Source organism: Virgisporangium aurantiacum (assembly GCF_016863635.1).
In the GTDB taxonomy this organism is placed as follows: Bacteria; Actinomycetota; Actinomycetes; order Mycobacteriales; family Micromonosporaceae; genus Virgisporangium; species Virgisporangium aurantiacum.
The window spans coordinates 619,154-643,707 of the sequence record NZ_BOPG01000012.1; the positions used below are offsets into that span (position 1 = coordinate 619,154).

The 24,554-nt window shown below is 72.1% G+C and carries 27 protein-coding genes; 21 read left to right on the forward strand and 6 right to left on the reverse strand.

What is annotated here, in order from left to right; all coding sequences use genetic code 11:
- Nucleotides 1–4 precede the first annotated feature (4 nt).
- Genes fabD through Vau01_RS11560 form a run of 3 tightly spaced genes read right to left on the reverse strand, consistent with a single transcriptional unit; the run spans nucleotide 5 to nucleotide 4,251 of the window.
- Complete coding sequence (gene fabD / locus Vau01_RS11550) at nucleotides 5–2,251, reverse strand: ACP S-malonyltransferase (protein WP_203990517.1); 2,247 nt, start codon at nucleotides 2,249–2,251, stop codon at nucleotides 5–7.
- Nucleotides 2,248–3,021, reverse strand: a complete 774-nt coding sequence (locus tag Vau01_RS11555) for an enoyl-CoA hydratase-related protein (protein WP_203990519.1) — start codon at nucleotides 3,019–3,021, stop codon at nucleotides 2,248–2,250. Before Vau01_RS11555 ends, fabD begins: the two co-directional genes overlap by 4 nt.
- 3 nt (nucleotides 3,022–3,024) lie before the next feature.
- Nucleotides 3,025–4,251, reverse strand: coding sequence for a hydroxymethylglutaryl-CoA synthase family protein (locus tag Vau01_RS11560; protein ID WP_203990521.1), 1,227 nt, complete (start codon nucleotides 4,249–4,251; stop codon nucleotides 3,025–3,027).
- 195 nt (nucleotides 4,252–4,446) lie between these two features.
- Here Vau01_RS11560 and Vau01_RS11565 point away from each other — a divergent pair, with 195 nt between their 5' ends.
- The 16 genes from Vau01_RS11565 to Vau01_RS11635 all read left to right on the forward strand — a co-directional run bounded on the left by Vau01_RS11565 (nucleotide 4,447) and on the right by Vau01_RS11635 (nucleotide 18,336).
- Nucleotides 4,447–4,776, forward strand: coding sequence for a hydrogenase maturation nickel metallochaperone HypA/HybF (locus Vau01_RS11565; RefSeq protein WP_203990523.1), 330 nt, complete (start codon nucleotides 4,447–4,449; stop codon nucleotides 4,774–4,776).
- A gap of 2 nt (nucleotides 4,777–4,778) precedes the next feature.
- A complete protein-coding gene (hypB, locus tag Vau01_RS11570; protein WP_203990525.1) occupies nucleotides 4,779–5,480 on the forward strand; it encodes a hydrogenase nickel incorporation protein HypB in 702 nt (233 codons plus the stop codon).
- Between the two features lie 58 nt (nucleotides 5,481–5,538).
- Nucleotides 5,539–6,594: an NADH-quinone oxidoreductase subunit B family protein gene (locus Vau01_RS11575; RefSeq protein WP_239151495.1), complete on the forward strand. Its 1,056-nt coding sequence runs from the start codon at nucleotides 5,539–5,541 to the stop codon at nucleotides 6,592–6,594.
- A gap of 27 nt (nucleotides 6,595–6,621) precedes the next feature.
- Nucleotides 6,622–8,418 carry a nickel-dependent hydrogenase large subunit gene (locus Vau01_RS11580; RefSeq protein WP_203990527.1) on the forward strand — a complete coding sequence of 599 codons (1,797 nt, stop codon included), beginning with the start codon at nucleotides 6,622–6,624 and terminating at the stop codon, nucleotides 8,416–8,418.
- Nucleotides 8,411–8,953 carry a NifU family protein gene (locus Vau01_RS11585; RefSeq protein WP_203990529.1) on the forward strand — a complete coding sequence of 181 codons (543 nt, stop codon included), beginning with the start codon at nucleotides 8,411–8,413 and terminating at the stop codon, nucleotides 8,951–8,953. Before Vau01_RS11580 ends, Vau01_RS11585 begins: the two co-directional genes overlap by 8 nt.
- Entirely contained in the window at nucleotides 8,950–9,591 is a 642-nt protein-coding gene (locus Vau01_RS11590) for a DUF5947 family protein (RefSeq protein WP_203990531.1), read from the forward strand. Before Vau01_RS11585 ends, Vau01_RS11590 begins: the two co-directional genes overlap by 4 nt.
- Nucleotides 9,588–10,229 carry a DUF6084 family protein gene (locus Vau01_RS11595; protein ID WP_203990533.1) on the forward strand — a complete coding sequence of 214 codons (642 nt, stop codon included), beginning with the start codon at nucleotides 9,588–9,590 and terminating at the stop codon, nucleotides 10,227–10,229. The genes Vau01_RS11590 and Vau01_RS11595 overlap by 4 nt, the downstream gene beginning before the upstream one ends.
- A 199-nt stretch (nucleotides 10,230–10,428) precedes the next feature.
- Nucleotides 10,429–11,937, forward strand: coding sequence for a hypothetical protein (locus Vau01_RS11600; RefSeq protein WP_203990535.1), 1,509 nt, complete (start codon nucleotides 10,429–10,431; stop codon nucleotides 11,935–11,937).
- Nucleotides 11,916–12,035 (forward strand): DUF6893 family small protein, encoded by a 120-nt coding sequence (locus Vau01_RS65220; protein WP_373320219.1) that lies wholly within the window; start codon nucleotides 11,916–11,918, stop codon nucleotides 12,033–12,035. The genes Vau01_RS11600 and Vau01_RS65220 overlap by 22 nt, the downstream gene beginning before the upstream one ends.
- Nucleotides 12,032–12,502 carry a hydrogenase maturation protease gene (locus tag Vau01_RS11605; protein WP_203990536.1) on the forward strand — a complete coding sequence of 157 codons (471 nt, stop codon included), beginning with the start codon at nucleotides 12,032–12,034 and terminating at the stop codon, nucleotides 12,500–12,502. Before Vau01_RS65220 ends, Vau01_RS11605 begins: the two co-directional genes overlap by 4 nt.
- A 6-nt stretch (nucleotides 12,503–12,508) precedes the next feature.
- Nucleotides 12,509–12,766 (forward strand): HypC/HybG/HupF family hydrogenase formation chaperone, encoded by a 258-nt coding sequence (locus Vau01_RS11610; RefSeq protein WP_203990538.1) that lies wholly within the window; start codon nucleotides 12,509–12,511, stop codon nucleotides 12,764–12,766.
- Nucleotides 12,763–15,108 (forward strand): carbamoyltransferase HypF, encoded by a 2,346-nt coding sequence (gene hypF / locus Vau01_RS11615; RefSeq protein ID WP_203990540.1) that lies wholly within the window; start codon nucleotides 12,763–12,765, stop codon nucleotides 15,106–15,108. Before Vau01_RS11610 ends, hypF begins: the two co-directional genes overlap by 4 nt.
- A 16-nt stretch (nucleotides 15,109–15,124) precedes the next feature.
- The gene (locus Vau01_RS11620; protein WP_203990541.1) at nucleotides 15,125–15,370 is read left to right on the forward strand and encodes a HypC/HybG/HupF family hydrogenase formation chaperone; all 246 of its coding nucleotides are present in this window, start codon (nucleotides 15,125–15,127) and stop codon (nucleotides 15,368–15,370) included.
- Entirely contained in the window at nucleotides 15,367–16,476 is a 1,110-nt protein-coding gene (gene hypD / locus Vau01_RS11625) for a hydrogenase formation protein HypD (protein ID WP_203990543.1), read from the forward strand. Before Vau01_RS11620 ends, hypD begins: the two co-directional genes overlap by 4 nt.
- Nucleotides 16,469–17,542: a hydrogenase expression/formation protein HypE gene (hypE, locus tag Vau01_RS11630; RefSeq protein WP_239151496.1), complete on the forward strand. Its 1,074-nt coding sequence runs from the start codon at nucleotides 16,469–16,471 to the stop codon at nucleotides 17,540–17,542. The genes hypD and hypE overlap by 8 nt, the downstream gene beginning before the upstream one ends.
- On the forward strand, nucleotides 17,542–18,336 hold the full coding sequence (locus Vau01_RS11635) for a DUF6390 family protein (protein WP_203990545.1): 795 nt from the start codon (nucleotides 17,542–17,544) through the stop codon (nucleotides 18,334–18,336). Before hypE ends, Vau01_RS11635 begins: the two co-directional genes overlap by 1 nt.
- A gap of 1 nt (nucleotide 18,337) precedes the next feature.
- On the opposite strand, the gene Vau01_RS11640 is transcribed toward Vau01_RS11635, so the two are convergent.
- Nucleotides 18,338–18,922, reverse strand: a complete 585-nt coding sequence (locus Vau01_RS11640; protein ID WP_203990547.1) for a helix-turn-helix domain-containing protein — start codon at nucleotides 18,920–18,922, stop codon at nucleotides 18,338–18,340.
- Nucleotides 18,923–19,068: 146 nt separating this feature from the next.
- Here Vau01_RS11640 and Vau01_RS11645 point away from each other — a divergent pair, with 146 nt between their 5' ends.
- From Vau01_RS11645 to Vau01_RS11660, 4 genes are all read left to right on the forward strand, one after another.
- A complete protein-coding gene (locus tag Vau01_RS11645; protein WP_203990549.1) occupies nucleotides 19,069–20,076 on the forward strand; it encodes an NADH-quinone oxidoreductase subunit B family protein in 1,008 nt (335 codons plus the stop codon).
- A 14-nt stretch (nucleotides 20,077–20,090) separates the two neighbouring features.
- The gene (locus Vau01_RS11650; RefSeq protein ID WP_203990551.1) at nucleotides 20,091–20,612 is read left to right on the forward strand and encodes a NifU family protein; all 522 of its coding nucleotides are present in this window, start codon (nucleotides 20,091–20,093) and stop codon (nucleotides 20,610–20,612) included.
- A complete protein-coding gene (locus Vau01_RS11655) occupies nucleotides 20,609–21,253 on the forward strand; it encodes a DUF5947 family protein (RefSeq protein WP_203990553.1) in 645 nt (214 codons plus the stop codon). Before Vau01_RS11650 ends, Vau01_RS11655 begins: the two co-directional genes overlap by 4 nt.
- Nucleotides 21,254–21,509: 256 nt before the next feature.
- Entirely contained in the window at nucleotides 21,510–22,238 is a 729-nt protein-coding gene (locus tag Vau01_RS11660; RefSeq protein WP_203990556.1) for a hypothetical protein, read from the forward strand.
- 112 nt (nucleotides 22,239–22,350) lie between these two features.
- On the opposite strand, the gene Vau01_RS11665 is transcribed toward Vau01_RS11660, so the two are convergent.
- Nucleotides 22,351–23,748, reverse strand: coding sequence for a diguanylate cyclase domain-containing protein (locus Vau01_RS11665; RefSeq protein WP_203990570.1), 1,398 nt, complete (start codon nucleotides 23,746–23,748; stop codon nucleotides 22,351–22,353).
- A gap of 118 nt (nucleotides 23,749–23,866) precedes the next feature.
- Here Vau01_RS11665 and Vau01_RS11670 point away from each other — a divergent pair, with 118 nt between their 5' ends.
- The gene (locus Vau01_RS11670; protein WP_203990573.1) at nucleotides 23,867–24,292 is read left to right on the forward strand and encodes a hypothetical protein; all 426 of its coding nucleotides are present in this window, start codon (nucleotides 23,867–23,869) and stop codon (nucleotides 24,290–24,292) included.
- A 30-nt stretch (nucleotides 24,293–24,322) separates the two neighbouring features.
- Here Vau01_RS11670 and Vau01_RS11675 read toward each other — a convergent pair whose 3' ends face one another.
- On the reverse strand, nucleotides 24,323–24,511 hold the full coding sequence (locus Vau01_RS11675) for a hypothetical protein (RefSeq protein ID WP_203990576.1): 189 nt from the start codon (nucleotides 24,509–24,511) through the stop codon (nucleotides 24,323–24,325).
- Nucleotides 24,512–24,554: the final 43 nt, after the last annotated feature.

Sequence of the window (24,554 nt, forward strand, 5' to 3'; positions counted from 1 at the left end):
GCTGTCACCCTTCCGTTCGGCCGACCGTGGAGAGCTGGCGGGCCACCCCGTCGAGATAGGCGGCGGCGCCGGTCATCAGCAGCTCGGCGATGTCGTCCGGGTGGCGGGATCGCCAGTCCGCCAGCGCCGTGCCCGCCACCACCCGGTTGAACGCGCCGAGCGCCGGTCCACAGTGGACCTGGTAGTTGACGGCCGCGTCCGGCGTGCCCGCCAGCGCGACCCGGTTGGAGTGCGTGAAGTACCAGCGGAAGACGCGGGCCATCTTCGCCTTGGGGCTGCGGGCGACGAGGTCCATCTCATGTGGACGGTGCTTGCGCAGATACCGTTCCGTCTCGGTCCACACCTCGTCGAACGAGCGGCGGAAGTACCGTTCCTCGATGGTGCGCCGGGTGGCGGCGTCGATGTCGTCGAGCCCGTCGAGCTGCCGGTAGAGCTGGTACAGCTTGTTGGCGCGGGCCGCGAACAGGGTCCCCTTGCGCACCACCTGCACGCGGGCGCCGAGCTCGAACATGTCGCCGGCCGGCGCGTAGGCGGTGTCCTGCACGTCGATGCCGGCGAGCAGGTCCTTGACCGCGTCCGACGTGCCGGCCTCCACCGTGCACTGGTTCACCGATCCGGTGACCACGAAGTCGGCACCGAGCACGAACGCCGCCGCCACCGACTCGGGCGAGCCGAGCCCGCCGGCGGCACCGACCCGGATCCGCGTCGGGTACCGGTGCGTGGCCATCCGCTCGTCGCGCAGCCGGGTGATCGCCGGCATCAGCGTGTACGGGTTGCCGGCGTCGGTGTGCCCGCCGGAGTCCGCCTCCACGCACACATCGCCGGCGACCGGCAGCCGCGACGCGGCGCGGGCCTCGTCGGGCGTGAGCGACCCCTCGGCGACGAGGCGGTCCAGGACAGCCGCCGGCGGCGGATCCATGAACGCGGCCGCCACCTCCGGGCGGGACACCTTGGCGAGCACGTGCCGCACCGCCCGCGGTGTACCGGCCCGGTCGTGCCCGGCGCCGCTGAACCGGAACCGCACGACGCCGGGCGTCACGGACGTGTACGCCGCCGCCTCGACGTAGCGCACGTCGTGGTCGAGGTAGCGGGCGACGGTCTCCCGTTCGGCCGCCGGGTCGTCGGCGGTGGCGATCAGGTTCATGCCGAACCGGCCGGCGAGCCCGGGCTCGGCCCGCAGCCGCACGAGCGCGGCCGTCACCTCGTCGAGGCTGAGCCCGCCGGCGCCGAAGAAGCCCAGCAGGCCGGCCCGGCCCATCCGGGCGACCAGATCGACCGAGGCGATCCCCTTGTACATCGAGCCGGCCACATACGCGTACCGCACGCCGTAGTCGCGACGGAACTCCGCCGACCCCAGAACCTCAGGGGAGACGGAGCGCGGAGGAGCCGCGACCGGCGCCGGCGCGGGTGCCGTCCGGATCGCCTCCCACAGTCCGGTGAGGACCTTTCCCGGCCCCACCTCCACGACCTCCGACACTCCACTGTGGACGAGCCGGCTCATCGACTCCCACCACCGCACCGGACACCGGATCTGGCGCACGAGCAGCTCGCGGATCCCGTCGGCCGGATACGGCGCGGCGGTGACGTTCGCGATGACCGGGATCCGCGGCGGCTCGAACCGCACCGTGTCGAGGAACGCGGCGAACCGGTCGGCCGCGTCGGACATGTAGCGGGAGTGGAACGCGGCGCTGACGCGCAACGGCACGCACCGGCCCGCCTTCGCAGCCCGGATCGCCTTACCCGCCGCGGCGAGCGACGCCTCCGGACCGGACAGCACCACCTGGTCGGCCGAGTTCCGGTTGGCCACGTCGATGCCGGTCAGGCCGTCGGCGGCGAGCAGGTCGGCGATCCGGTCGACGTCGGCGCCGACGACGGCGAGCATCCCGCCACCGCTCGCCGCACCCATCAGCTCACCGCGCCGCTGGACCAGGCGCACGCCCGTACCGAAGTCGAAGCACCCGGCGGCGAACAGCGCGACGTACTCGCCGAGACTGTGCCCCGCGACGACATCGGGTCCGGGGCCGGCGGCCCGGCGAGCCAGCATCGACAACGCGCTCACGACGAACAGCGCCGGTTGCACCACCGACGTGTCACGCAGCCCCGGTGGAGAGTCGGTCAGGCACACCTCGCGGATGTCGTAGCCGAGGATCGCGGACGCCTCGGCGCACTCGGCCGGGAACCGGTCGAACAGGTCGGCGCCCATTCCGACGTGCTGGGCGCCCTGTCCCGGGAACACCCACGCGACCGTCATGACCGGCTCTCCCACGGCAGCACCTGGTTGCTGGCGAAGCCGGCGATCCGGTCGCGCACCAGCCCGGTGGACATCAGCCGGGAGAACTCCGTCACCGCGGCCCGTTCCATGTCGTCGGACAGCGCCCACATGCCGCGCAGGTACGCCTTCATGTCGGCGATGGTGTCCGGGTCGATGCGCCGCAGCCGCATCCGCAACCGGCGCAGGGCCGGCTCGGCGTCGTCGGCCAGCTCGTCGACGAGATGGAGCTGGTGCGCCCGCTCGGCCGGCACCGGCAGCGTCGACATCGTCATCGCGCTCGCCGGCTGGAAACCGACCCGCCGCACGAGGAACGGCAGGACGCAGCACGGCAGCAGGCCCCACAGCGCCTCCGGGAGACCGAATGTGCTGCGCCCGCTCGCGTACACGAAGTCGCTCGCGGCCGCGACCCCCACCCCGCCGCCGGCGACGCGTCCGTCCACGATGGACACCACCACGCGGGGAACGGTCGTGAGCCGTTTCAGGAGACCGAGGAACTGCCGCCCGCCGCGCTCGGCGAGATCGTCGGTGGCGGCGCCGGTGCTCGTCGCGTCGGCGAAGTCCATGCCCGTACAGAACACGCCCCCGTCGCCGGAGAGCGTCACGATCCGGCAGTCCGGTGACCGCTCGGCGCGGTCGAGCACCGCGTGCAGCTCGGCCAGCAGCACGTCGTTGATGGCGTTCTGCCGGTGCGGGCGGTCGAACACCACACGCAGCACGTCGCCGTCGTCCCGGACCCTGAGTGTCTCCATCGGTCAGCTCCAGCGGTAACGGCGGTGGAAGTTCTCGACGCGGTCGAGCACGAGCAGCGAGCGGCCCTCGAACTGCTTGCGGTACACCGCCTCGTAGGGCGTCACGTCGTACTCGTGGTCGCGCACGCCGCACATGCGGTGCAGGCTCAGGTCGCTGACGAGTTCGTACTCGTCCATCGCCAGCGCGTACCGGTCGTCGATCGCGGCACCGATCCCGCGCGCGGCGACGGCGGCCGACGACGCCGGCGTCACCACACCGCTGTAGAACTCCGACGCGCAGCCCGACCCGTAGGAGAACAGGCCGATCCGCTCCGGGCGCCGCAGGTCCGCGTGGGACAGCAGCGAGCACAGCGCGAGGTACAGCGCCGCCGAGTACACGTTGCCGACCTGCTGGCAGAAGCGGAGACTCACCGCGACGCGGGCGTCGAAGTCTCGGTCGATGTCGGCCGGCGCGGCCCGCTTGTGCCGGCGCAGCAGCGTGCGGTGCGCGCCGCGCACCATCCCGGCGAACGGGGTGTGCAGCACGAGATGGCCGAACGAGTCGACGATGTCCGCGCCACCGACGCGGGCGGAGTAGTCCCGCCACGTCTCCTCGAGGCAGTTCATGTACGACAGCACGGACAGGTCGGAACTGCCCGCCTCCAGGTCGGGCCGGGGCCGCAACGTGTCCATCACCTCGTGGCTGTGGAAGCCGTTCGCGCCCGGGTCGAGATCGAGAACGTCGGGACGGTCACCGACGATCATCGCGACCGCGCCCGCGCCCTGCGACGGTTCCCAGTACGTGTCGCGCGCGGCGACGCTCGCCGCGTCGGTGGCGATCACGAGCGCCCTGGCACCCGGGCGACCCGCGACGATCGCGGCGGCCGTCTGCAGCGCCGCCGTGCCGCCGTAGCACGCGTGCTTCACCTCGAACGACCGGCACCGCCGCGACAGTCCCAGATGCTCGTGGATGTAGGTGCTGATCGGCTTGCCGAAGTCGAGCCCCGACTCGGTACCCACCACGACGAGTTCGATCGCGTCGCGCTCGGCCGGCGTCAGCGCCTCGACGAGCGGCCGGGCCGCGTTGACGCCGTTGGTGACCGGATCCTCGTTCGGCAGGTTGACCGACTTGCGTTCCATCATGAGGTTGCCCATGCGGGCCGGGTCCAGCCCGCGGGCGGCGAACAGGTCGCGCACCCCGAGGCTCGCCCGGCCCACGTACGCGTTGATGCTCTCGATACCGACGGCCATCCGCGCGTCACCTCCCACAGTGCTACGGAAGGTATGCCGCCGCGACCGCCTGCTGCTGCTCAGATCTGTGCAACCCGATCACCCTCCCGGGGGACCGGACGAGGTCCGGGGTTTCACATCGTTGCCTCCGGTGCGGCCGGCCTCTAGCGTGAGTGGACGCCCGGTACCTCCGGGTGCGTCGAGCCGAGGCCGCCGGTGCACGAGTTGTCGATCACCCAGAGCATCGTCGATGCCGTCACCGATCATGCCGACGGCGCCCGGGTGATCGGCATCCGCCTGACGGTGGGCCGCCTGTCGGGTGTCGTGCCCGACGCGATGCGGTTCTGCTTCGAACTGATCACCGAGGGGACGCCGTTGCAGGGTGCCCGGTTGGACATCGACGAACCGGACGGGCGTGCGCACTGCGCCTCGTGCGGCGACGACTTCACCGTGCCCGACTTCATCCTGTTGTGTCCGTGCGGGAGCGCCGACGTGAGACTCCTCGCCGGCCGGGAACTGACGATCACGTCGCTGGAGGTGGCCTGAGCATGTGCGCCGAATGCGGCTGCGGGGGCACCGGACACGACACCGGACACGATCACCCGCACGGCAGCACCCGGACGATCACCGTCGAGCAGGCCGTCCTGGCCGGCAACGACGCCCTGGCCGCCCGGAACCGCGAGTGGCTCGGCGCCCGCGGCATCACCGCCGTGAACCTCATGAGTTCGCCCGGCTCCGGCAAGACCACGTTGCTGGAACGGACCATCCACGACCTGCGCGGCGGCCGCGACGTGTCGGTGATCGAGGGGGATCAGGAGACGGCGCTCGACGCCGAACGGATCCGCGCCGCGGGATGCCCGGTCGTACAGATCAACACCGGCGGCGGCTGCCACCTGGACGCCGGAATGGTCGCCGGTGGCCTGAGCGCACTCGATCCACCGAACGGGTCGTTGCTTTTCGTCGAGAACGTCGGCAACCTGGTGTGCCCGGCGCTTTTCGATCTCGGCGAAACGAGCAGGGCGGTGATCGTTTCGGTCACCGAAGGCGACGACAAGCCGCTGAAATATCCGCACATGTTCGCCGTGGCGGATGTCGTGCTGATAAACAAGATCGACCTGCTGCCGTACGTCACATTCGATCCTGATCAATGCGCTGAGCGGGCCCGGAGCGTCCGGCCCGGCGTCGAGGTGATGTTGGTTTCCGCCACGACCGGCGCGGGAATCGACGCGTGGTTCCGGTGGCTTCGTTGACAGTGTTCGCGCCGGAAGCGTATACCGAGATGTACGTCACACCCGGGAGGTGGAGACGGTGCCTACTGCCGAAACACTGAAAGCGGAAGAGACACTCATCCATGTCCTGTGGATGAACGCGGGTCTCAGCTGCGACGGTGACTCCGTCGCGCTCACCGCGTCGACCCAGCCGAGCATCGAGGAGATCGCGCTCGGCGCGCTACCGGGCCTGCCGAAGGTCGCCGTGCACTGGCCGCTGATCGACTTCGAGTGCGGCCCCCGCGGTGGGGCCGACGACTTCCTCGAGTGGTTCTTCAAGGCCGACCGGGGCGAACTCGAACCGTTCGTCCTCGTCGTCGAGGGCTCCATCCCGAACGAGAGTCTCAAGGACGAGGGCTACTGGTGCGGGTTCGGCAACAACCCCGACACCGGCCAGCCGATGACGACGAGCGAGTGGCTCGACCGGCTCGCGCCCAAGGCGACCGCGGTCGTCGCGGTGGGAACCTGCGCCACGTACGGCGGCATCCACGCCATGGCCGGCAACCCGACCGGTGCCATGGGGGTGCCGGACTACCTCGGGTGGGAGTGGCGGTCCAAGGCCGACGTGCCGATCGTCTGCGTGCCCGGTTGCCCGATCCACCCCGACAACCTCTCCGAGACGTTGACCTACCTGCTGTACATGGCCACGGGACAGGCGCCGATGATCCCGCTCGACGAGGCGCTGCGGCCGACGTGGCTGTTCGGCGCCACCGTCCACGAGGGCTGCGACCGGGCCGGCTACTACGAGCAGGCGGACTTCGCCACCGAGTACGGCTCCCCGAAGTGCATCGTCAAGCTCGGCTGCTGGGGACCGGTCGTCAAGTGCAACGTGCCCAAGCGGGGCTGGATCAACGGCGTCGGCGGCTGCCCGAACGTCGGCGGAATCTGCATCGGCTGCACCATGCCCGGCTTTCCCGACAAGTTCATGCCGTTCATGGACGAGCCGCCCGGCGGGCACTTCTCCACCGGAGTGATCGGCCTGTACGGAACGGCGATCCGCAACCTCCGGCGGATCACCGGCCGGACCGTCGACAAGGAACCGAAGTGGCGCCAGCCCGGTAAGGAACTCACTACCGGAGCCACCCGCACCTGGTGAAAACACCAAACGCTCGGAGAGGTCGTCATGACGTCGACACGACCCGGCCCCACTCACCGTGCCGCCGGCAACGACGGCCTGGTCGAGATGGCCTGGGACCCCATCACCCGCATCGTCGGCAGTCTCGGGATCTACACGAAGATCGACTTCAAGCAGCGCGAGGTGGTCGAGTGCCGCAGCACGTCGTCGATCTTCCGCGGCTACTCGATCTTCATGAAGGGCAAGGATCCGCGCGACGCCCACTTCATCACCAGCCGGATCTGCGGGATCTGCGGCGACAACCACGCGACCTGCTCGTGCTACGCCCAGAACATGGCGTACGGGGTCAAGCCGCCGCACCTGGCCGAGTGGATCGTGAACCTCGGCGAGGCCGCCGAGTACATGTTCGACCACAACATCTTCCAGGAGAACCTGGTCGGGGTCGACTACTGCGAGAAGATGGTCGCCGAGACCAACCCCGGTGTGCTGGAGCGGGCCAACACCACCGAGTCGCCGCACGCCGGCGAGCACGGGTACCGCACCATCGGCGACATCATGCGGGCCCTCAACCCGTTCACCGGTGAGTTCTACCGCGAGGCGCTGCACGTCAGCCGGTACACCCGGGAGATGTTCTGCCTGATGGAGGGGCGCCACGTCCACCCGTCGACGCTGTATCCCGGCGGCGTCGGAACGGTCGCCACCATCCAGCTCATGACCGACTACCTGACCCGCCTGATGCGCTACGTCGAGTTCATGAAGAAGGTCGTCCCGATGCACGACGACCTCTTCGACTTCTTCTACGCGGCGCTGCCCGGCTACGAACAGGTGGGCCTGCGCCGCACGCTGCTCGGCTGCTGGGGATCCTTCCAGGACCCGGAGTTCTGCAACTTCGAGTACAAGGACATGACCGACTGGGGTCGCAAGATGTTCGTGACACCGGGCGTCGTCGTCGACGGCCGGCTGGTCACCACCAACCTCGTGGACATCAACCTCGGCATCCGGATCCTGCTCGGCTCCTCGTACTACGAGGACTGGGAAGGGCAGGAGATGTTCGTGCGGCGCGACCCGCTGGGCAACCCGGTCGACCGCCGGCACCCGTGGAACCAGCACACCAACCCGCGCCCGCAGAAGCGCGACCTCGACGCCAAGTACAGCTGGGTGATGTCGCCGCGCTGGTTCGACGGCACCGATCACCTGGCCCTCGACACCGGCGGCGGTCCGCTGGCCCGGCTCTGGACGACCGCGCTCGCCCGGATGGTCGACATCGGATACGTCAAGGCGACCGGCACCGGCGTGCAGATCAACCTGCCGAAGACGGCGTTGAAGGGCCCGGTGACGCTCGAGTGGAAGATTCCACAGTGGAGCAACACGATCGAACGCAACCGGGCCCGCACCTACTTCCAGGCGTACGCGGCCGCGTGCGCGCTGCACTTCGCGGAGAAGGCGCTGGCGGAGATCCGGGCCGGGCACACGAAGACGTGGGAGCCGTTCGAGGTTCCCGAGGAGGGCATCGGCTGCGGGTTCACCGAAGCCGTGCGCGGGGTCCTGTCGCACCACATGGTCATCCGGGACGGGAAGATCGCCAACTACCACCCCTACCCGCCGACCCCGTGGAACGCGAGCCCCCGCGACAGCTTCGGCACCCCCGGCCCGTACGAGGACGCCGTGCAGGGCCAGCCGATCTTCGAGGAGAACGACCGCGACTCGTTCAAGGGCATCGACATTATGCGGACCGTCCGCAGCTTCGACCCGTGCCTGCCGTGCGGCGTCCACATGTATCTCGGCGACGGTAAGACCCTGCAGACGACGCACTCCCCCACCCAGTCGGTCACCGGCGATGGATGACCGCGTCGATCTGCGGGCGGTCGGTGAACGGATCGACGCGTTGCTCGTCGCCAGCGCGGCGCACGGCGCGGTGGCCCGCGAACGCGCCGAGGAACTGGTGCGCCTGGTGACCGACCTGTACGGCGCGGGCCTGGAGCGGCTCCTGGAGATCCTGCACGACGCCGGCCGGCTCGACGCGGGCGTGCTGGCCCAGATCGCCGACGACGACGTGGTCGCGAGCCTGCTGCTGGTGCACGGGCTGCATCCGTACGACCTGCCGACCCGGGTGGAGCGCGGGCTGGCGGCCGTGCGGCCGGAGTTGCGGGCGCAGGGCGTCGACGTCGAGTTGGTGGCGGTCGACGACGACGCCGTGCGGTTGCGGCTCGTCGGGTCCGTCGGCGGATGCTCCGTCGCCGCGCTGCGCCGGGCCGTCGAGGAAGCCGTCGACGCCGTCGCGCCGGACGCGGCGGCGGTGCGGGTCGAGGTCGCCCCGGCCGGTCCGGCGATCATCCCGGCCTCGGCGCTGCGGAGCCGGCTCACCCGGGCCGCGCAATGACCGCCTCCCGGCAAGCGCCCCTCGCGACCCTGCGGCGCATCGCCAACTCCCGCCCGGCCCCGGTGACGGCCGAACGGTGCGAGATGTGCGCCGAGACCGTCGCCGAGCGGCACCAGCACGTCGTGAACCTGCGCAGCCGGGCGCTGATGTGCACCTGCCGCGCCTGCTACCTGTTGTTCACCGACCCGGCCGCGGAGCTGCGCTACCGGGCGGTGCCCGACCGGTACCTGTCCTTCCCGGACTTCCGGCTCGACCCCGCGCGGTGGGACGAATGGCAGATCCCCGTGGGTCTGGCGTTCCTGTTCACCAACTCCGCGGCGGACCGCACGGTGGTGTTCTATCCCGGGCCGGCGGGCGCCACGGAGTCCGAACTTCCGGTGGACGCGTGGGAAGCCGTCACCGCGACGAACCCGGCGTTGCGCGTGCTCGCCCCCGACGTGGAGGCGTTGCTCATCCGTGCGCCCGGCGCCCGCGTCGGGGACGGCTTCGCGTGCCATCTCGTGCCGGTGGACGTCTGCTACGAGCTCGTCGGCCTGCTGCGCCGCACCTGGCGCGGGTTCGACGGCGGTCAGGAGGCGCGCGCCCGCCTGACGGAGTTCTTCGCGATGGTCGCCGCCCGCAGCCGGCCCGCGTCATGACCGAGTTGCGGTTCGTGGTGCGCGAGATCGTCGCGGAGCCCTATGCCGTCACCCCGAATCTGTTGGCCCGGCTGCGGATCTCCGAGACCACCGGCGCCACCGTGCACGCGCTCGCCCTGCGCTGCCAGGTACGGATCGAACCGCACCGGCGCCCGTACGACGACGCGGAGGAGCAGGGGCTGCTCGACCTGTTCGGGCCCCGGGAGCGCTGGGCCCAGACGCAGAAGTCGTTCTCCTGGCTGCACACCAACGCGATGGTGCCCGGCTTCACCGACGCCGCCGACGTGGATCTCGTGCTGCCCTGCACCTACGACGTCGAGGTCGCCGGGGCGAAGTACCTGCAGGCCCTCGACGGCGGCCACGTGCCGTTGACGTTCCTGTTCAGCGGCACCGTCTTCACCCGGGGCGACAGCGGGTTCGGCGTCGAACAGGTCCCCTGGCAGCACGAGGCGGGCTACCGGCTGCCCGTCGACGTGTGGCGCGGCCTGATGGACACGCACTTCCCCGGCCAGGGCTGGCTCCGCCTCGACCGGGACACGCTGGCCGCCCTGGCCCGGTACCGCTCGGCGCACATGCACACCAGCTGGGAGGAGACGGTGACCGCCCTGCTCGCCGCCACCGAGGCGGTGGCCGAATGACCCGCTCGCCGCTGTTCGCCCGGCGATCTCCTGACCGGGCACTCAGGCACCTCGCACCCCGCGAAAACGGTGCCTCAGTGCCCGGTCAGGAGATCAACAGCCGCTCGGGTGCGCGATCTCCGCGATCTTGGACTGCACGAGGTGCCATAACCCCTACAGGAGTCCAAGATCCGCGAACCGCGACGGGGATGGAACCGGCATGATCGGGATGGACGCGGTCCGTGCGGTGGCCGATGCCGTGCTGTACGAGGGGTACCTGCTGTACCCGTACCGCTCCACCTCGGCCAAGAACCAGGTCCGCTGGCAGTTCGGGGTGCTGGGCCCACCGGGTGCCGCGGCGGCGGGGGTCGGCGAGGAGCCCGACCTGTCCGTGCGGTGCCTGCTCGACCCGGCCGGTGACGCGACTCCGGAGGTCACCGTTCACCTGCGGTTCCTGCAGTTGCAGCGGCGGAGCGTCGAGCGGGCCGGTCCGGCCGGCGGATTCACCCCCGTTCCGGACCTCACCGTGGCCGGGCGCACCTGGCTGGCCTGGGACGAGGCGGCCGAACGGGAGGTGGTGCTGGGCCCGGACGTGCCGGCGGCGGACCGGGAGCACCGGGTCGAGGTGGCCGGCGGCGACGACGTCGAGATCCTGCGGGACCCCGACGGGCGTCCCGTCGGCCGGTTGGTCCGGCGGCGGCGGCCACTCACCGCGTCGGTGACCGTCTCCGCGCGGCCGGCCGGCGGCGGCCTGCTGCGCCTGGGCGTCGACGTCCGCAACGTGACGCCGTCGCCGCTCGACGACCGTGCCGCCGCCACCGCGGGATCCTTCCTCGGCGCGCACCTCATCCTGGTGGCCGACGGCGCGACGTTCCTGTCGCTGACCGACCCGCCGGACCGGGCACGGGAGGCCGCCGAGGCCTGCGTACAGCACCGCTGCTGGCCGGTGCTGGCGGGCGAGGGCGCTGTTCTCGCGTCACCGATCATTCTTTACGACCACCCCGAGGTGGCGCCGGAGAGCGCCGGCGGACTGTTCGACTCGACCGAGATCGACGAGATCCTGACCCTGCGGGTCATGACGCTCACCGACGACGAGAAGGCCGCCGCCCGCGCCACCGACCCGCACGCCGCGGCGATCATCGACCGCTGCGACCGGCTCACCCCGGCCGACCTGCAACGCCTGCACGGCGCCCTCCGCGACCCACGCGCCGGCGGCGGCCTCCGCGGCGACAGCAATCGCGCCGGCGGCGGCCTCCGCGGCGACAGCATTCACGCCGACAGCGGCCTCCGCGGCGACAGCAATCGCGCCGGCGGCGGCCTCGGCGGCGACAGCGTTCACGCCGACAGCGGCCTCCCGGCGGCCCCGCCGGAAGCCGACGCCGGCGATTTCGGCGGTGGCCTGCCGTGGTGGGACCCGGCGGAGGACTCGTCGGTCAGCCCGGACACCGACCACGTCCTCGTGAACGGTGTCGAGATCCGGCGCGACAGCCTGGTCCGGCTGCGGCCGAGCCGGCGGGCCGACGCGCAGGACCTGTTCTACGCCGGGCGGGTGGCCCGGGTGACGGCGGTGCTCGGCGACGTCGACGGCGGCCGGCACGTCGCCGTGGTGATCGTCGACGACCCCGCCGCGGACCTGCACGACTGGTACGGCCGGTACCTGTACTTCGCTCCGGACGAGGTGGAACCCATCGGGAAGGAAGGTCGATCGTGCGAACCATCGGAGTCCTGACGACGATCCTGGGCGGGCTGGTGCTTCTCGGCGCCATCGTGCTGGGTCTCAAGTCGATCCCCGACATCCAGCGGTACCTCCGCATCAGCCGGATGTGAGAGTCCTGATCGCCGGCGTCGGCAACCTGTTCCTGCGCGACGACGCGTTCGGCACCGAGGTCGTGCGGCGGCTGGCCGCGGGCGACCTGCCGCCGCACGTGCGCGCGGTCGACTACGGCATCCGGAGCACGCACCTCGCCTACGACCTGCTCGACGGGTGGGACGTGCTGGTGCTCGTCGACGCGCTGCCGGACCGCGGCGAGCCCGGCGCCCTGCGGACGCTCGAGGTCCACCCGGAACCGAACAACGTCCTCCCGGACGCGCACGGCATGGATCCCGGTTCCGTCCTGGCCGGCCTCGGTTCGCTCGGTGGCCGGCTCCCCCGCACCGTGGTGGTCGGCTGCCAGGTGGCCGACGTCAGCGAGGGGATCGGGCTCTCGGCACCGGTGGCGGGCGCCGTCGACCGCGCGGTCACCACCGTCCGCGATCTTCTGGACGCCCTGAGCGTCGACGCCGGAACGGGGTGAACCGACATGTGTCTCGGCATTCCCGGACAGGTCATCGAGATGATCGACGGCTACGGCGGCCAGCTCGCGCTCGTCGACGTCCACGGCGCGCCCAGCAGGATCAACATCGGCATGCTCGACGGCGACCCGCCGGCGCCGGGACAGTGGGTGCTGATCCACATGGGCTTCGCCGTCGAGCTGGTGACCGCCGAGGCCGCCGAGGAGGCCATGCGCGGCCTGGAGCTGATGGGACGCCCGCGGGACGCCGATTTGGGGCCGCCGTGACGGGTGACCGCGAGCGGCGGCGGTTCGACGTCCACGGCGTGGTGCAGGGCGTCGGGTTCCGGCCGTTCGTCTACGTCACGGCGTCGACGCTGTCGCTGACCGGGTGCGTCTCCAACGACTCCGGCGGCGTGGTCGTCGAGGTCGAGGGCGAGGCCGGCGCGGTCGCCGAGTTCGCCGTGCGGTTGCGTACGGAGGCCCCACCGCTCGCCGCGATCGAGTCGGTCCGGTCCCGCCCGTTGCCCGTGCGCGGCGGCACCGGCTTCACGATCGCGGCGTCCCGGCACGGCCGTGAACCCGGTGGCACCCGCACCCTCGCCGCGCCCGACGTGGCGACCTGCGCCGCCTGCCTGGGCGAGCTGACCGATCCGGCCGACCGCCGCCACCGGCATCCGTTCATCACCTGCACCAACTGCGGTCCACGGTTCACGATCATGACCGGCCTGCCGTACGACCGGCCCGCCACCACCATGGCCGGCTTCCCGATGTGCCCCGCGTGCGCCCGCGAGTACGCGGATCCGTCCGACCGCCGGTTCCACGCCCAGCCGATCGCCTGCCACGACTGCGGTCCGACCCTGTCCCTCGTGCGGCCGGGCGCGCCGACCCGGACCCGTGCGGCCGCGCTCGCCGGCGCCCGCGCCCTGCTCGCGTCCGGCGCGATCCTGGCCGTGAAGGGGCTCGGCGGCTACCACCTGGCCTGCGACGCCGCCGACGAACGGGCGGTGGCCCGGCTGCGCCGGCGCAAGCGCCGGGTCGCCAAGCCGTTCGCCGTGATGGCGCGCGACCTGGACACGGCCCGGACGCTGGCCGCGATCGGACCGGCCGCCGCCGCGCTGCTGTCCGGGCCACGCCGGCCGATCGTGCTGCTCCCCCGCGCCGGCGGCGTTCTCGCCGGCGGGATCGCCCCCGGCAACCCGGACCTCGGCGTGCTGCTGCCGTACACGCCGCTGCACGTCCTGCTGTTCGGCCTGCCGGGCGACCCGGACGGCCCGCCCGTCCTGGTCATGACGTCGGGAAACCTCGGCGGCGAACCGATCGTCACCGATGACGCCGACGCCCGGACAAGGCTGGCGCCGCTGGTGGACGGCTGGCTGACGCACGACCGTCCGATCCAGGTGCCGTGCGACGACTCGGTCGTGCGGGTGGTGGACGGCGACGAGCTGCCGGTCCGGCGGTCCCGCGGGTACGCGCCGCTACCGGTGGCGCTTCCGGTGGACGTGCCGGCGACGCTGGCCGTCGGCGCCGACCTGAAGAACACGTTCGCGCTGGCCCGGGGCCGGTACGCCTGGCTCAGCCAGCACATCGGCGAGATGGACGACCTGGCCACCCTCGACGCGTTCACCGGTGCCGAGCGGCACCTCGAGATCCTCACCGGGGTCGACCCGACGCAGTTCGCCGCCGACGCGCACCCCGCGTACCGGTCCGTCGGCTGGGCCCGGCGGCACGCCGGCGGGCGGCCGGTGCACGCGGTGCAGCACCACCACGCGCACGTGGCGGCGGTCATGGCCGAGCACGGCCTTTCCGGCGGGTCACCGGTGATCGGCGTCGCGTTCGACGGCACCGGCTACGGCACCGACGGCGCGATCTGGGGCGGCGAGGTGCTGCTGGCCGACTACAAGGGTTTCCACCGGTTCGCGCGGCTGCGCTACGTCCCGTTGCCCGGCGGCGACGCCGCGGTCGAGCGGCCGTACCGGATGGCACTTGCCCACCTGGCCGCCGCCGGGGTCGCCTGGGATCCCGCGCTGCCGCCGGTCGTGGCCTGCCCGCCCGCCGAGCTGACCGTGCTGCGCCACCAGGTGGACACGGGCCTGAACTGCGTACCGACGTCGAGCATGGGCCGGCTGTTCGACGCGGTCGCCTCGCTGGCCGGCGTCCGGCACGTGGTCGACTACGAGGCCCAGGCGGCGATCGAGTTGGAAGGCCTGTCCCGTGCGGTGGTGCCGTCGGACGGCTACGCGTTCGCCGTCACCTCCGAGGGCGCCGACGCGGTCGTGGCCGACGCCGGCCCGGTGATCCGCGCCGCCGCTGCCGACGTCGCCGCGGGGGTGCCGGCCGCGGTGATCGGCGCGCGCTTCCACCGGGCGGTGATCGCGCTCGTCGTCGCCCTGGCGGTGCGGGCGCGCGACCACGGTGCCGGAACGACCGTGGCGCTCACCGGCGGGGTGTTCCAGAACGCCCTGCTGCTCTCCGGCGCGCGCGACGCCTTGACGAGCAACGGTTTCACGGTGCTCTGCCACCGGCAGGTGCCACCGAACGACGGCGGGCTCGCCCTCGGCCAGGTGCTCGTCGCCGCCGGCGGCCCGACAGCCGCCGGCGACGCGACAACCGCCAGCGGCCCGACATAGGAAGGGGGACGCCGACATGTGCCTCGCCGTACCCGGCCGGATCATCCGGCTGGACACCCGCGACGACACCCTCATGGCGGAGGTGGACTTCGGCGGCGTCCGCAAGGACGTCTGCCTGGAGTACATCCCCGACGCCACGATCGGGGAGTACGTCATCGTCCACGTCGGCTTCGCGATCCAGCGGCTCGACGAGGAGTCGGCGAAGCGGACGCTGGAGAATTTCGAACGCATGGGGATCCTCGAAGAGGAGTTGGGTCCGTGAAGTATCTCGACGAGTTCAGCGATCCCGACCTGGCCCGGCACCTGCTCGACCAGATCCACGCCGTCACCACGAGACCGTGGGCGATCATGGAGGTCTGCGGCGGCCAGACACACTCGATCATCCGGCACGGGATCGACCAGTTGCTGCCCGACGGCATCGAGATGATCCACGGCCCCGGCTGCCCGGTCTGCGTCACCCCGCTGGAGATCATCGACAAGGCGCTGGCGATCGCGGCCCGCCCGGACGTCATCTTCTGCTCGTTCGGTGACATGCTCCGGGTACCGGGCAGCAGCAGCGACCTGTTCCGGGTCAAGAGCGCGGGCGGCGACGTCCGCGTGGTCTACTCGCCGCTGGACGCCCTGAAACTGGCCCGGGAGAACCCCGACCGCGAGGTGGTCTTCTTCGGCATCGGCTTCGAGACCACCGCACCCGCTAACGCGATGACCGTCTACCAGGCCCGGCGGCTGGGCATCGGGAACTTCTCGCTGCTGGTCTCGCACGTACTGGTGCCGCCCGCGATCGCGGCCATCATGGAGGCGCCGGCCTGCCGGGTGCAGGCGTTCCTGGCCGCGGGCCACGTCTGCAGCGTGATGGGCACGGCCGAGTATCCGCCGCTGGCCGAGCGGTACGCCGTCCCGATCGTGGTCACCGGGTTCGAGCCGCTCGACATCCTGGAGGGCATCCGGCGCACGGTGCTGCAACTGGAGAGCGGCCGGCACGAACTGGAGAACGCGTACCCGCGGGCGGTCACCGCCGGCGGCAACACCGCGGCGACGGCGATGCTGCGCAGCGTCTTCGAGGTGACCGACCGGACCTGGCGCGGCATCGGCATGATCCCCGCCAGCGGGTGGCGGCTGTCCGACGCCTTCCGCGACTACGACGCCGAGACCCGCTTCGACGTCGCGTCGATGCGGACGGCCGAGTCGTCGGTCTGCCGGTCCGGCGAGGTGCTGCAGGGCCATCTCAAACCGCACGAGTGCGCGGCGTTCGGCCGCGAGTGCACGCCCCGCAACCCGTTGGGCGCCACCATGGTCTCCTCCGAGGGCGCCTGCGCCGCCTACTACCTGTACCGGCGGCTGGAGCTCGTGGAGGCACCTCGTGGTTAACCTGCTGCCGGGCCCGATCGAGGCGGAGGGCTGGGTGTGCCCGGCGCCGCTGCGCGACTCCCCCACGATCGTGATGGGTCACGGCGGTGGCGGGGCGCTGTCGGCCGAACTGGTCGAGCACCTGTTCCTGCCCGCCTTCGGGCCGGCCGCCCGGGGCGCCGGGCTCGGCGACGCGGCGGTGGTGCCGGTCGGCGGCGTCCGGCTGGCGATGTCCACCGACTCGTACGTCGTCAAGCCGCTGTTCTTCCCCGGCGGCTCGATCGGTGACCTGGCCGTGAACGGCACCGTCAACGACCTGTCGATGTCCGGGGCGCGGCCGCTGGTGCTGTCGACCGCGTTCATCCTGGCGGAGGGGACCCGCCTCACCGACCTCGCCCGGGTGGCCGGAGACATGGGACGCGCTGCGCTCGCCGCCGGCGTCCGGCTCGTCACCGGCGACACGAAGGTCGTGGACGCGGGCTCCGGCGACGGCGTGTTCGTCAACACCACCGGGCTCGGGCTCGTCGCCGACGGCGTCGACATCCGGCCCGAGCGCGCCCGTCCCGACGACGTCGTGATCGTCAGCGGCGACATCGGGGTGCACGGCGTGGCGGTCCTCAGTTGCCGGGAGGGGCTGGAGTTCGGCACCGCGGTCCGCAGCGACACCGCGCCGCTGCACGGGCTGGTCGCGGACCTGCTGGCCACCGGCGCCGACGTCCACACGCTGCGGGACCCGACCCGGGGCGGGGTCGCGGCCACGCTCAACGAGATCGCCCGCGCCGCCGGGGTGGGAATCGAGGTGACCGAACGGGCGCTGCCGATCCCGGCGGCGGTCCGCGACGCCTGCGGCCTGCTCGGCCTGGACCCGCTGTACGTCGCCAACGAGGGCAAGCTGGTGGCGTTCGTCCCGCCCGGGCACGCCGACCGGGTGCTGGCCGCGATGCGGGCGCACGAGTACGGCCGCGACGCCGCCGTCATCGGCCAGTGCGTGCCGGAGCATCCGGGAATGGTGGTCGCCCGGACAGGACTGGGTGGCACCCGGGTGATCGACATGCCGCTCGGCGAGCAGCTGCCACGGATCTGCTGATGCCGGTGGACACCCGTGGCGACGTACTGTTCGCCCGCTACGCCTTCCCGCCCAACGCGCTGGGCTACTGCGGTCCGGACGATCCTGACGTGCTGCTGCGGCACGCGACGTCCGCGGGTGAACCGGCGGACGAGATCGCCCGGCGGGCCCGGCTGTTCGACGGGGCCTGGGTCTACCTGGAGCTGATCGCCGCGGCCGCCGGGATCCCGGACCCGATGGACGCCCGGGTGGTCGAGGCGTACTGGATCGGCAACGACCTGCTCGACGCCGTCGACCCGGACGTGTTCCTGGCGACGCTGCGACAGCGATTCGCCGGGCAGCTCGGTGGGCCGATCGCCCGCCGCTGGCGCTCGATGCCGCCCGCGCACGCCCTGGCCCACCACAGCTTCCACGTGTTCGCCGTGTATCCGTGGACCGGCCTGCTCACGGCCGCAAGCGGAGGCCGCGCCGGCACCGCCCTGTCCGTCCTGGACAACTGCCGGATCCGCTGGGGCACGGTGACCGGCCCGGAGACCGGCCCGGGGACCGGCCCAGTGACCGGCCCAGTAACCGGCGAAGACGGCGCCCGGGTGCGGGTCCGGTCGCGGCCACTGACCTGGGACGGTCGCCGGCTCGGGCTGGGCGCCGACCGGATCGAGTCCGTCCGCTGGTCGACCGCCGGCATTTCCCGGCCTCCGCCCGCGACCGGCGATCTCGTCGCCTGCCACTGGGACTGGGTCTGCGACCGGCTGACGCCGGCCCAGGTGGCACAGCTCGACGCCCGCACCGAACATCAGCTGCGCGCCGCCGGCTGAGCTACGGGAACGGCAGGTCGCCGAGGATCTCGCGGATGCGGGACAGGTCGCGCAGCCGCGGCTCGGTCGTCCCGCCGACCCACCGGCTGACCGTCTTCACCGACACCTGCAGGTGGCGGGCCGCCGCCTCCATGGTCATGCCCTCCCGCCGCAGCGCACCGGCGAACCAGTCGGCGAAGGAGGCCGCGTCGGACCGGTCCGCTGCGGGCGTCACCGATGGCCCGGCGCGTCCGTTCGGTCCGGGACCACCGTTGCCGTTGACCGGCGCCGGCGCACCGACGGCGCCCCCGCCGCCGGGCGGATCGACGCGGATCGCCGGTACCACGTCGATCTCCGCGTAGTCGGGGAAGATCCGCAGGGACACCTGGATCGCCCCGGTCGGGCCGGCGACCTCCAGCAGCAGTTTCAGCACCTCCTCGCCGAGGGTGCGCAGGTCGTCTTCGGAGAACGGGGTCTGGCTCAGCCGCCGGCGCACGAAGTCGCGGATGTCCGGCATCGACGACGGCCGGGCCGGAAACTCCCGGACGACGACGACCAGCGGGAGGACCTCGATCGTCCCGCCGTCGACGGCGCGCAACGCTGGCATCGCGCTCCCTTCGACCGGCGGTCAGAGACCACCTTCACTGAGCCTAAGTGCCTAACGTCCGCCGGGCGGCCCGGCGGCGCACACCATGTGCGACTCGCGCCATCGCATCCACCTACGTTGGGGTCCGATCGGGGGTCGGGCGGGCGATGGGCGGTTCGGTGTCACTGAGCGGCGAGGTTCTGCACATCCTCTGGATGAACGGCGGGCTCAGCTGCGACGGCGAGTCCGTCGCGCTGACCGCGGCCGCCCAACCGAGCATCGAGGACATCGTCCTCGGCTCGCTGCCGGGCCTGCCGACGGTCGCCCTGCACTGGCCCTTCTTCGACGCCGCGTCCGGACCCGACGGTGGCCCGGACAGCTTCATCGAGTGGTTCCACCGGGCCGACCGGGGCGAGCTGGACCCGTTCATCCTGGTCGTCGAGGGCTCCGTGCCGAACGAGGCGAACAAGCCGGAGGGGTACTGGTCCGGGTTCGGCAACGACCCGCGGACCGGCCAGCCGATCACCACCACCGAGTGGCTGGACCGGCTGGCACCCCGGGCCACCGCGATCCTCGCCGTCGGCACCTGCGCCACGTACGGCGGCATCCACGCGATGGCCGGCAACCCGACCGGCGCGATGGGCGTACCCGACTACCTGGGCTGGGACTGGCGGTCAAAGGCCGACCTGCCGATCGTGTGCGTCCCCGGCTGCCCGACCCACCCGGACAACCTCTCCGAGACCATCCTCTACCTGCTCTACCAGATGGCCGGCCAGGCACCGCCGATCCCGCTCGACGAGGCGCTGCGACCGCGCTGGCTGTTCGAGGTGACCGTCCACAACGGCTGCGACCGGGCCGCCTACTACGACCAGAGCGAGTTCGCGTCCGCCTACGACGCGCCGACGTGCCTGGTCAAGGTGGGCTGCTGGGGGCAGGTGGTGCGGTGCAACGTCGCCAAGCGGGGCTGGATCAACGGCGTCGGCGGCTGCCCGAACGTCGGCGGGATCTGCATCGCCTGCACGATGCCCGGCTTCCCGGACAAGTTCATGCCGTTCATGGAACAGGCGACCCCGGTGACGGCGGACGCCGGACCCGGCGACTCCGTGAACAGCATGGTCCGCACGCTGCGCGGGTTCACGGTGCGCAAGCACCGGGCGCCGGTACCGACGCAGTGACCCGGGAGGTGGGCATGAGCGACGAGCCGGACGCGCACGCGGCGGCCGGACAGGTCAACCGGCTGCTGGACCAGTTGCGGTCCGGGCCCGACCCGCGTGCGGCCCTGGTCGCCGAGGAGCTGGTCCGGTGCCTGGTGCGGCTCTACGGCGCCGGGCTGGAGCGCATCATGGCGACCGTCGGCGCGGACCACGGCCGTGACCTCGCGGCCGACCCGCTGGTGGAGAGCCTGCTGCTGGTCCACGACCTGCACCCGCTCGACGTCGACGCCCGGATCCGGCGGGCCCTCGACCGGATTCCGGCCGGCTCAGCTTCCGGAACCGCGGAATACCTCGGCATCGACGGCGACGGCGTCGTCCGGGTGCGCATGACCGGCGGCCGGGGCTGCGCCGACCGGTCGCTGCGCCAGGCGATCACGACGGCGGTCCGGGACGCGGCACCGGAGACCACCGGCGTCGAGTTCGACGTCGCCGCCGCGCCGCCCGTGCTGCTGCAGATCTCGCGGCGCCCGGCCGGCCTGGTCGACGCCGGACCATGAGCCTGGACGGTTTGCGGCGGTTCGCCCGAGCGGCGCCCGGTTCTGTTGCCGGTGCGGTTGCCGCGCCGGCCGAGCGTTGCGACCTCTGCGCCACGCCGCTCGACCCCCGGCACGGACACGTCGTCGCCCTGGACCAGCGCTCCCTGCGGTGCGCCTGCCGCCCCTGCTACCTGCTGTTCGCCCCGAGCGGCGCGGGCGGCGGACGGTTCCGCGCGATACCGGAGCGCTATCTCCACGACCCGGACCGCCCACTCACCGACGCCGACTGGGACGAGCTGGGAATCCCGGTCTCGACGGTGTTCTTCTTCGACAACAGCGACCTCGGCCGGACGATCGCCTGCTACCCGAGCCCGGCCGGAGCCACCGAGTGCCTGCTCGACCTGGACTCCTGGGACCGGCTCCGGCACACCCACCCGTTGCTGGCGGCGCCGGCGCCGGACGTCGAGGCGGTGTACGTCACCCGGAACGCCGCCGGCCCGGAGGCGTTCCTCGTGCCCATCGACGCCTGCTACGCGCTGGTCGGCGAGGTCCGGACGGGGTGGCGCGGGATCGACGGCGGACCCGCGGTGCACCGCGCGCTGGCCGGCTTCGTCGCCGATCTGCGCCGGCGCAGCCGGTCGTTGCGCCACGGCGGTCCGTGAACCGTCCGTGAGCCGCCCTCGCGACCGGACAGAAGTGTCCGGTCGCCCTGGTGAACCCGCACCGGATCGGCTCGGTTGATCATGATCGTGAGCGTGGCCCGCAGGTCATGAGCCAGAATTGGCCGGACAAGTCTGGGGCTGGTGAAGGGTCCGCGTTCTGGGGCAGGCTTAGTCACCGGATGGGTGCGCGAAACCGCGAAGCGTGACACCCGCTGCGTTTGCGCAGCACCCCTGACCACGGATGGATCAGAAACCCATGACGTCTCTGACTGAACAGGTCCCTGTGTGCGCCGGCCCCCCGGCCCCCCGGTCCCTGGCCGCGTTGATCCCGTCGTCACTGGTCTACACACTCCTGTGGCCGGTCGCCGCGGCCAGGTCCCCGGGCGCCTTCCGGGCGGTGGGCCGCCGCGCCGTGCGGCGGCTCGTCGCGGCATTCGCGCCGCGGGCCGCGCAGACCCGGACGCGGCGGTCCCGGCCGATCGAGCGCCGGCCCGAGCCGGCGCGTTCGCGGTACCTGCCGGTGACCGCCGCGACGGCGCTGACGATCGTGATCGTCGACCATTGGGACGTCCACTGGGACGCGACGGCGGTGGTGACCCGCCTCGCCGAGCTGGCCGTCAACGACGAGCTGGTCGTCGTCTTCGGGTCGAACGAGCGCCGGTCCGGTCCGCACGCCCCGATCGTGACGGCCGGCCTGCGCGACCGCCTGCCGCGCCACGACGTCGTTTCGCTGCACGTCGCGGCGGCGCAGGAGAACGCGCTGCGGCGCGGCGCGGCCCTCGTCGGGGAGTTCCTGGAGATCGGCAGCCTGCCGATCGTCGTGACGCCGGCGGCGGTGGTGTGCGAGGTCGCCGAGCGGCTGTCCGCCCACCTGCGTGCCGACCGCGTCCTGACGGTGTCCTGCACGACCGGCGGCGCCGACCTGTACCACGTGTGGCCCCGGCCCGTCGCGGCCGGCGCCGAGCCCGCCTGTCTGGCCCGCTGATGTCGCCGAGCAACGCGGCCCGGACCGCGTACCGCCGTGGTGACCCCACCTCGAACTGCTCGCCGTCCCATCGCTACGGCCCCCGCCAGGGCGGCTGGAACGCGCTCCGCGCTCAGACGCTCGACGAGTTCATGTCCGCGAAGACCGGGTCGCCGCCGAGCGCCTTCGCCATGTACATGGCCTGATCGGCGGCGGCCAGCAGGTGGTCGGGTCGGTGCGTCTCGCCGTCGGGGTGGTGCACCGCCGCGACGCCGACGCTCGGACGCACCGTCACGGTGACGTCGCCGAAGACCATGGGCACGCTGACCGACTGGACGATCCGGTTGGCCACCGCGGAGATGTTCTCGTCGGTGCCGGTGTCCTCCAGAATCACCAGGAACTCGTCGCCGCCGAGCCGGCCGACGGTGTCGGTGCGTCGCACGGCGTTGACCAGGCGCTGGGCGGTGAGGCTCAGGACCTCGTCGCCGGTCGCGTGCCCGTGCCGGTCGTTGATCGGCTTGAACCCGTCGAGGTCGATGAACAGGACCGCCACGGTCCACCCGGTGCGGCAGCCGCGGGCGAACGCCTCGTACAACCGGTCGTTGAGCATGCGACGGTTGGGCAGGCCGGTGAGCGAGTCGTGCGTCGCCAGGTGCTCCTCCCGGCGCTGCATGGTGACGTCGCGGTTGACCAGCACCAGGCCGCTGTGCCGGCTGCCCGTCTCGCCGGCCGCGCTGATCGACGCCATGATGACCAGCGACGCGCCGCTGGCGTGCCGCTCGTGCAGCTCGCCGTCCCACAACCCGTTCTTGTCGACGGTGGTCAGCACCTCCTCGACGTCCAGCGGCAGGCCGTCGGCGCTGAAGCACTCCGACGCCAGCAGCGCGAACAGGTCGCAGCCGATCGCCTCGCTCTGCGAGTAGCCGTAGACCTTCTCCGCGGCGGCGTTCCAGCTCAGCACCCGGTGCTCCTCGTCGCAGGTGATGAGCGCGTCGGAGATCTGCTCGAACACCTCGGCCTGCGCCCGGAGCTCCTCCACGGTGGCCGTCGTGTGCGCGAGCATGCGCCGGCCGACCGCGGCCACGCCCAGGAGCGCGGCCACCGCCGCGCCGAACGCGAGCTCGTCCTCGGCGAACTCCGGCCGGTCGGCGGCCCGCGTGACGGCCAGGACACCCACCGGACGGTTGTTGCCGACGACGGGGAACGTGGCGTACTGGCGCAGCCCGTGCCCGGTCAGCCAGCCACCGACCGGATCACCGGCCGACACGACGGTCTCCTCGGCATCACACGCCGCCATGATCGCTTCCAGGTCCGTCCGCACCGCGTCGGAGTGGTTGCTGGCCCTGGGTTCGCCGTCACCGGTGAGGGCGATCGAGGTGTGGTCGCCGAGTACGGTCAGGATCTCGTCGACGATGCCGCGCAGCAGCTGGTCGTCACTCCCGTTGACGTCCATGGCCGCGGCGATACGGCCGAGCGCGCGCAGCCCGGACGACGGACCCGCCGCGCGGGCGCCGGACGTATACCCCTCCACGTCGGTGTTATCGGCGCAACGCGACCGGAACTGAGGCACAGTCGGACAGCAACTCGTGCCCCGGCCGGAGGCACGGGTCCCGGTGGGGCGCAGCCGTCCCATCCGTACACTCACCGTCGTGTATGCGCTGTACGCGTGGGGAAACTTCATCCACGAGGTCGGGCTCGACCGTGACGCCGGCTGGCTCGCCCCGGCACTGCTGCGCGGCGAGCGGAGCGTCCTGAACGACCACCTGACGATCATCGACGAGGGGCCGCTGCCGATCGACGGGCCCGGCACGCTCTTCGAGGTCGGCGGCGAGCGGATCGCGGGCCGCGACCTGGCCGGACGCGACCTGACCGGCCAGGAATGGCGGGTGGCGCGGATCCGGATGGCGACGGACGGCACCCGCGAGGACGCGCTCCGGATCACCTCGGAGATCGAGGACGCGGGCGACATCGACGTCGACAAGGATCCCGACAGCAATCCGGTCGGTATCGGCGAGATCGTGACCGTCTGGGAGGACCAGCACGGCCAGTGGGACCTGGCCCTGATCCGCCTCTGACCGGCTGCGGTCACTCCTCGATCGGGATGATCAGGTCCCCGTCGAGGAGTCGAGACCGAGCTGGCGACGCACGGCAATCAGGCGTTCCGGCGTGCGACGCTCACGCGCCTCGGCCAGCCGGCGACGGGCCCGCTCGAGGCCCTCATCGGTGACAGGGATGCCGACCGCAGCGAGCTGGGCCACGGTGTCACCGTGGATGTGCGGATCGGGCGGCGGCATGACCACAGGGTAACTCCAAACTCATCGCGATGTCGCGAACACG